This is a genomic window from Okeania sp. KiyG1 (assembly GCF_014132355.1).
Lineage (GTDB): Bacteria > Cyanobacteriota > Cyanobacteriia > Cyanobacteriales > Microcoleaceae > Okeania.
In genome coordinates this window covers 1-4,978 of record NZ_BLZO01000054.1, presented here as the reverse complement: position 1 = coordinate 4,978, position 4,978 = coordinate 1, and the positions used below count along the sequence as shown (strand labels likewise).

General features: G+C 38.1%; 11 protein-coding genes. 4 read left to right on the top strand and 7 right to left on the bottom strand.

All coding sequences use genetic code 11. The features are described from left to right. Positions 1-190: 190 nt before the first annotated feature. From SAGCYANO_RS10020 to SAGCYANO_RS09990, 7 genes are read right to left on the bottom strand one after another with little or no spacing between them, the layout of a single operon-like run. Complete coding sequence (locus tag SAGCYANO_RS10020) at positions 191-334, bottom strand: hypothetical protein (RefSeq protein WP_202219169.1); 144 nt, start codon at positions 332-334, stop codon at positions 191-193. After that, positions 312-494: a hypothetical protein gene (locus SAGCYANO_RS10015; protein ID WP_202219944.1), complete on the bottom strand. Its 183-nt coding sequence runs from the start codon at positions 492-494 to the stop codon at positions 312-314. The genes SAGCYANO_RS10020 and SAGCYANO_RS10015 overlap by 23 nt, the downstream gene beginning before the upstream one ends. Positions 495-512: 18 nt before the next feature. Then, on the bottom strand, positions 513-659 hold the full coding sequence (locus SAGCYANO_RS10010) for a hypothetical protein (RefSeq protein ID WP_202219943.1): 147 nt from the start codon (positions 657-659) through the stop codon (positions 513-515). Further along, positions 637-822, bottom strand: coding sequence for a hypothetical protein (locus SAGCYANO_RS10005; RefSeq protein ID WP_202219942.1), 186 nt, complete (start codon positions 820-822; stop codon positions 637-639). Before SAGCYANO_RS10005 ends, SAGCYANO_RS10010 begins: the two co-directional genes overlap by 23 nt. After that, entirely contained in the window at positions 800-982 is a 183-nt protein-coding gene (locus tag SAGCYANO_RS10000; protein WP_202219941.1) for a hypothetical protein, read from the bottom strand. The genes SAGCYANO_RS10005 and SAGCYANO_RS10000 overlap by 23 nt, the downstream gene beginning before the upstream one ends. Continuing rightward, positions 960-1,139 carry a hypothetical protein gene (locus SAGCYANO_RS09995; RefSeq protein WP_202219940.1) on the bottom strand — a complete coding sequence of 60 codons (180 nt, stop codon included), beginning with the start codon at positions 1,137-1,139 and terminating at the stop codon, positions 960-962. The genes SAGCYANO_RS10000 and SAGCYANO_RS09995 overlap by 23 nt, the downstream gene beginning before the upstream one ends. Next, entirely contained in the window at positions 1,117-1,299 is a 183-nt protein-coding gene (locus SAGCYANO_RS09990; protein WP_202219939.1) for a hypothetical protein, read from the bottom strand. Before SAGCYANO_RS09990 ends, SAGCYANO_RS09995 begins: the two co-directional genes overlap by 23 nt. Positions 1,300-1,472: 173 nt before the next feature. Here SAGCYANO_RS09990 and SAGCYANO_RS49135 point away from each other — a divergent pair, with 173 nt between their 5' ends. The 4 genes from SAGCYANO_RS49135 (at position 1,473) to SAGCYANO_RS09975 (ending at position 4,743) form a co-directional block, all read left to right on the top strand. After that, the gene (locus SAGCYANO_RS49135) at positions 1,473-2,288 is read left to right on the top strand and encodes an amidohydrolase family protein (protein WP_307785863.1); all 816 of its coding nucleotides are present in this window, start codon (positions 1,473-1,475) and stop codon (positions 2,286-2,288) included. Beyond that, entirely contained in the window at positions 2,266-2,751 is a 486-nt protein-coding gene (locus SAGCYANO_RS49130; RefSeq protein WP_307785862.1) for an amidohydrolase family protein, read from the top strand. Before SAGCYANO_RS49135 ends, SAGCYANO_RS49130 begins: the two co-directional genes overlap by 23 nt. Positions 2,752-2,773: 22 nt before the next feature. Further along, positions 2,774-2,965, top strand: coding sequence for a DUF4089 domain-containing protein (locus SAGCYANO_RS09980; RefSeq protein ID WP_202219938.1), 192 nt, complete (start codon positions 2,774-2,776; stop codon positions 2,963-2,965). Positions 2,966-3,360: 395 nt separating this feature from the next. Next, a complete protein-coding gene (locus SAGCYANO_RS09975) occupies positions 3,361-4,743 on the top strand; it encodes an AtzE family amidohydrolase (RefSeq protein ID WP_202219937.1) in 1,383 nt (460 codons plus the stop codon). Positions 4,744-4,978 lie beyond the last annotated feature (235 nt).

The window sequence follows — 4,978 nt, the reverse complement described above, 5'->3', positions numbered from 1 at the left end:
TTAATATCATACTCTAATTTACCAACGTCAAAAAACTTTCTCCTGTTCTTCCTCTTTTTTCTTGCTTCTTTCTTCTTGCTTCTTCCTTCTTCTTCTTCACTGATAACTGATAACTGATAACTGATAACTGATTTCTTTCCTCCTGAGTTCTCAGTAATTAATATTAATATCATACTCTAATTTACCAACGTCAAAAAAACTTTCTCCTGTTCTTCCTCTTTTTCTTGCTTCTTTCTTCTTGCTTCTTCCTTCTTTCTTCACTGATAACTGATAACTGATAACTGATAACTGATTTCTTTCCTCCTGAGTTCTCAGTAATTAATATTAATATCATACTCTAATTTACCAACGTCAAAAAACTTTCTCCTGTTCTTCCTCTTTTTCTTGCTTCTTTCTTCTTGCTTCTTCCTTCTTTCTTCACTGATAACTGATAACTGATAACTGATAACTGATTTCTTTCCTCCTGAGTTCTCAGTAATTAATATTAATATCATACTTCTAATTTACCAACGTCAAAAAAAAACTTTCTCCTGTTCTTCCTCTTTTTCTTGCTTCTTTCTTTCTTGCTTCTTCCTTCTTTCTTCACTGATAACTGATAACTGATAACTGATAACTGATTTCTTTCCTCCTGAGTTCTCAGTAATTAATATTAATATCATACTCTAATTTACCAACGTCAAAAAAACTTTCTCCTGTTCTTCCTCTTTTTTCTTGCTTCTTTCTTTCTTGCTTCTTCCTTCTTTCTTCACTGATAACTGATAACTGATAACTGATAACTGATTTCTTTCCTCCTGAGTTCTCAGTAATTAATATTAATATCATACTCTAATTTACCAACGTCAAAAACTTTCTCCTGTTCTTCCTCTTTTTTCTTGCTTCTTTCTTCTTGCTTCTTCCTTCTTTCTTCACTGATAACTGATAACTGATAACTGATAACTGATTTCTTTCCTCCTGAGTTCTCAGTAATTAATATTAATATCATACTCTAATTTACCAACGTCAAAAAACTTTCTCCTGTTCTTCCTCTTTTTCTTGCTTCTTTCTTCTTGCTTCTTCCCTTCTTCACTGATAACTGATAACTGATAACTGATAACTGATTTCTTTCCTCCTGAGTTCTCAGTAATTAATATTAATATCATACTCTAATTTACCAACGTCAAAAAACTTTCTCCTGTTCTTCCTCTTTTTTCTTGCTTCTTTCTTCTTGCTTCTTCCTTCTTCTTCACTGATAACTGATAACTGATAACTGATAACTGATTTCTTTCCTCCTGAGTTCTCAGTAATTAATATTAATATCATACTCTAATTTACCAACGTCAAAAAAACTTTCTCCTGTTCTTCCTCTTTTTCTTGCTTCTTTCTTCTTGCTTCTTCCTTCTTTCTTCACTGATAACTGATAACTGATAACTGAAATGACTCATCCGTCATGATAAAATTCATATTATGCTCAACCTTTCAATCAAGAAAACTTCATGTCTGACAGAACTTATGAATTAATACTGCGAAACAGTTGTTTATTACAACCAACTCAAAAAACAGAAATAGTAGATATCGCCATTGACAACAGTAAAATTGTTTCTATTTCTAGGGAAATTCCAGCTTTTGCTTACCAAGAACTCGATCTTCAGGGAAAATTAGTCAGTCCACCATTTGTAGAATCTCACATTCATCTAGACTCTGCTCTCACTGCGGGAGAACCACGATGGAATCAAAGTGGAACATTATTTGAAGGTATAGAAATTTGGGGCGATCGCAAGCAAGACTTGACACTAGAAGATGTGAAAAAACGTGCTATTGAGACTCTTAAACTCCAAGCTAGACAAGGAGTATTATTTGTTAGAACCCACGTCGATGTTAGCGAACCGACACTAACAGCATTACAAGCACTTTTAGAAGTAAAAGAAACTGTCAAAAATTGGATGACTTTACAAATAGTTGCTTTTCCCCAAGATGGTATTTATAGTAAAGATGAAAACCTCTCACTTTTAGAAACAGCTTTACAATTAGGAGTGGATGGTGTGGGTGGAATTCCTCATTATGAATTTACGAGGGAAGATGGGGTGAAATCTGTGCATAAAATTTTTGAATTGGCAGAAAAATATGACTGTTTTATCGATATTCATTGTGATGAAATAGATGACGACCAATCACGTTTTTTAGAAGTAGTTACTGCTGATGCAATTAGAACAGGTTTAACTTCACAAGTAACTGCTAGTCATACTACAGCTTTTGGTTCTTATAATAATGCTTATGCTTTAAAAATTAATGAGTTTATTAGAGAGGTCTAAAATTAATTTTATTGCTAATCCTTTAATTAATATTACTCTTCAAGGTCGTACTGATACTTATCCAAAAAGACGGGGTGTGACACGAGTTAAGGAGTTATGGGAACGAGGAATAAATGTTAGTTTTGGCCATGATTGTTTACAAGATCCTTGGTATAGTTTGGGTACTGGTAGTATGTTGGATGTAGCTTATATGGGCGTACATATATGTCAGATGACTGGAATTAAAGAAATTGATGCTTGTTATCAAATGGTTACTTGGAATGGTGCGAAAACTTTAGGAGTAGAAGATGGGTATGGAATTAAGGTAGGAAAACCAGGCAATTTAATAGTTTTAGATGTGGATAGTTGTTTTGATGCAATTAGGAAACGTGCTACTATTAAATATGTATTTAATCATGGTAAATTATTGGCAGAAAATGTGCCTGGACAAATAAAATTTACTTCTTTGAATAGAAAGTATTAATTTGAATTAAATCCGAAAAAATATGAAAAATATCGAAAAATATGTCGAATGTACGGCAGAATTAATCAATTTACCATTACAACCAGAACATCTTCCCGGTGTAGTAGAAAATCTAGAAAGAATAGCAGCGAACGCTCAATTAGTCATAGACTTTCCCCTACCACCAGAAATAGAACCAGCACCAAAATTTGACCCAGAAAAATTAGAGAATTGATGTTACAAAAACTGGTAGAAGTGTATTGTAATTATGGTGTTGCTGATTCTGGGTATGATTTTGCCCCCCGAGCAAGCCAAAATTGGGGGGAATAAAACTCTAAAGTTCCCCGTGATCCCCCTCCCGTCCCCCTTGAAAAGGGGGAAGCCAGATGTTGCTGCGCTTTTTGTTGAACGGGGGATGCGCGGGGGCGAAGGCGAGAACCAAACAATCGCGCATTCATACTTCAATTCAGCAACGCCGTAATTATTTTTGTTACCAGACACAATAGTGGGAGCATCTTGCTCCCTCCCAATCAGAATTTCCTCCGTAGACATGGCTTGTTACTATTCAGAATCATGCGAACAGAACCACCCAAAAACCTCCTTATTTTTTTACCTATTAATTAAACCAAAATGACTATCAAATTTAATGAAATAGATGCAACGGCGATCGCCACAGCTATCAAAACAGGCGAAACCACAGCTCAAACCATAGTAACTAAATGTTTACAACAAATTAACCAGCACAAGCAAACCCTCAACTGCTTCACTGCTATTACTACAGAAACCGCACTGAACACTGCCAAACAAATAGACACAGAAATTGCTCAAGGCAAAAATCCTGGTATCCTAGCAGGGGTGCCCTTTGCAGTCAAAAATCTCTACGACATCGCAGGTATAACCACCCTCGCTGGGGCCAAAATAAACGCCGAAAACCAACCCGCAACAGTAGACGCAACCGCCGTAGCTAAACTCAAACAAGCAGGTGCCATCCTCGTCGGTGCCCTCAACATGGACGAATACGCTTATGGTTTCGTAACAGAAAACAGTCACTATGGCGCAACACCTAATCCCCACGACCTTACCCGCATCTCCGGAGGGTCATCCGGTGGCTCTGCTGCTGCCGTTGCTGCTGGTTTAGTACCAATAACTCTCGGTTCCGATACCAACGGTTCTATCCGCGTACCAGCCTCCTTATGCGGTGTATTGGGATTTAAACCCACTTATGGACGCTTATCGCGAGCAGGGGTTTTTCTGTTTGCAAGTAGTTTAGACCATGTCGGACCATTTGCTCGTTCTGTAAAAGATATCGCAACAGTTTATGATGTTTTACAGGGGTCAGATATGAGAGACCCAGTTTGTACCCATCGCAGTCCGGAAGCTTGTTTGCCTCAACTCAATCAAAATATTGAAGGTTTACGCATTGCCGTTGCTGACGGTCACTTTGCCACAGGTGGGGAGCCAGAAGTTTTCGCAGCAGTGGAACAGGTCGCGACAGCATTGGGAGTAACTCGAAGGGTGACTATACCGGAGGCGCATCGAGCTAGAGCTGCTGCTTATATTATAACTGCTGCGGAGGGGGCGAATTTACATTTAGAAAATTTACGCACTCGTCCCCAAGATTTCGATCCGGCAACTCGCGATCGCTTTTTGGCTGGTGCTTTAATTCCAACAGACTGGTATATTCAAGCTCAACGTTTCCGACGTTGGTATCAAGGTTGCGTTGGAGAAATATTTAAGGAAGTAGATATTATTCTGGCTCCCACTACTCCCTGTGTTGCACCACTGTTGGGGCAAGAAAAAATGACTATTGCTGGGGAGGAAATATTAGTGCGTCCGAATTTGGGTTTGTATACGCAACCTTTATCTTTTATTGGGTTGCCAGTTTTGTCAGTTCCTATCTGTCGTACTAATGGTTTACCTTTGGGGGTACAAATTATTGCGGCACCTTATAATGAAGCGTTGATTTTACGGGTAGCAGCAGCGTTGGAGATGGAAGGAATAATTGCATTGTAGTTTGTAGCAGAGCTTTGTAATATCATGTCCGCTTGAATACTTATTAGGACTTACGCAAAGGCACTATGTATAGAGTCTAAATTTTATTGGCCAATAGTTTTACAGCGCTTTTCAGATTAATGAACCACATTGTCATAACCACAACCCTGTAGGGGCGATTCGCGAATCGCCCCTACTGTGGTCTACCCAAATGAAAACCGCTGTAAGTGCTATATATAGCGTATCTGCGTAAGTA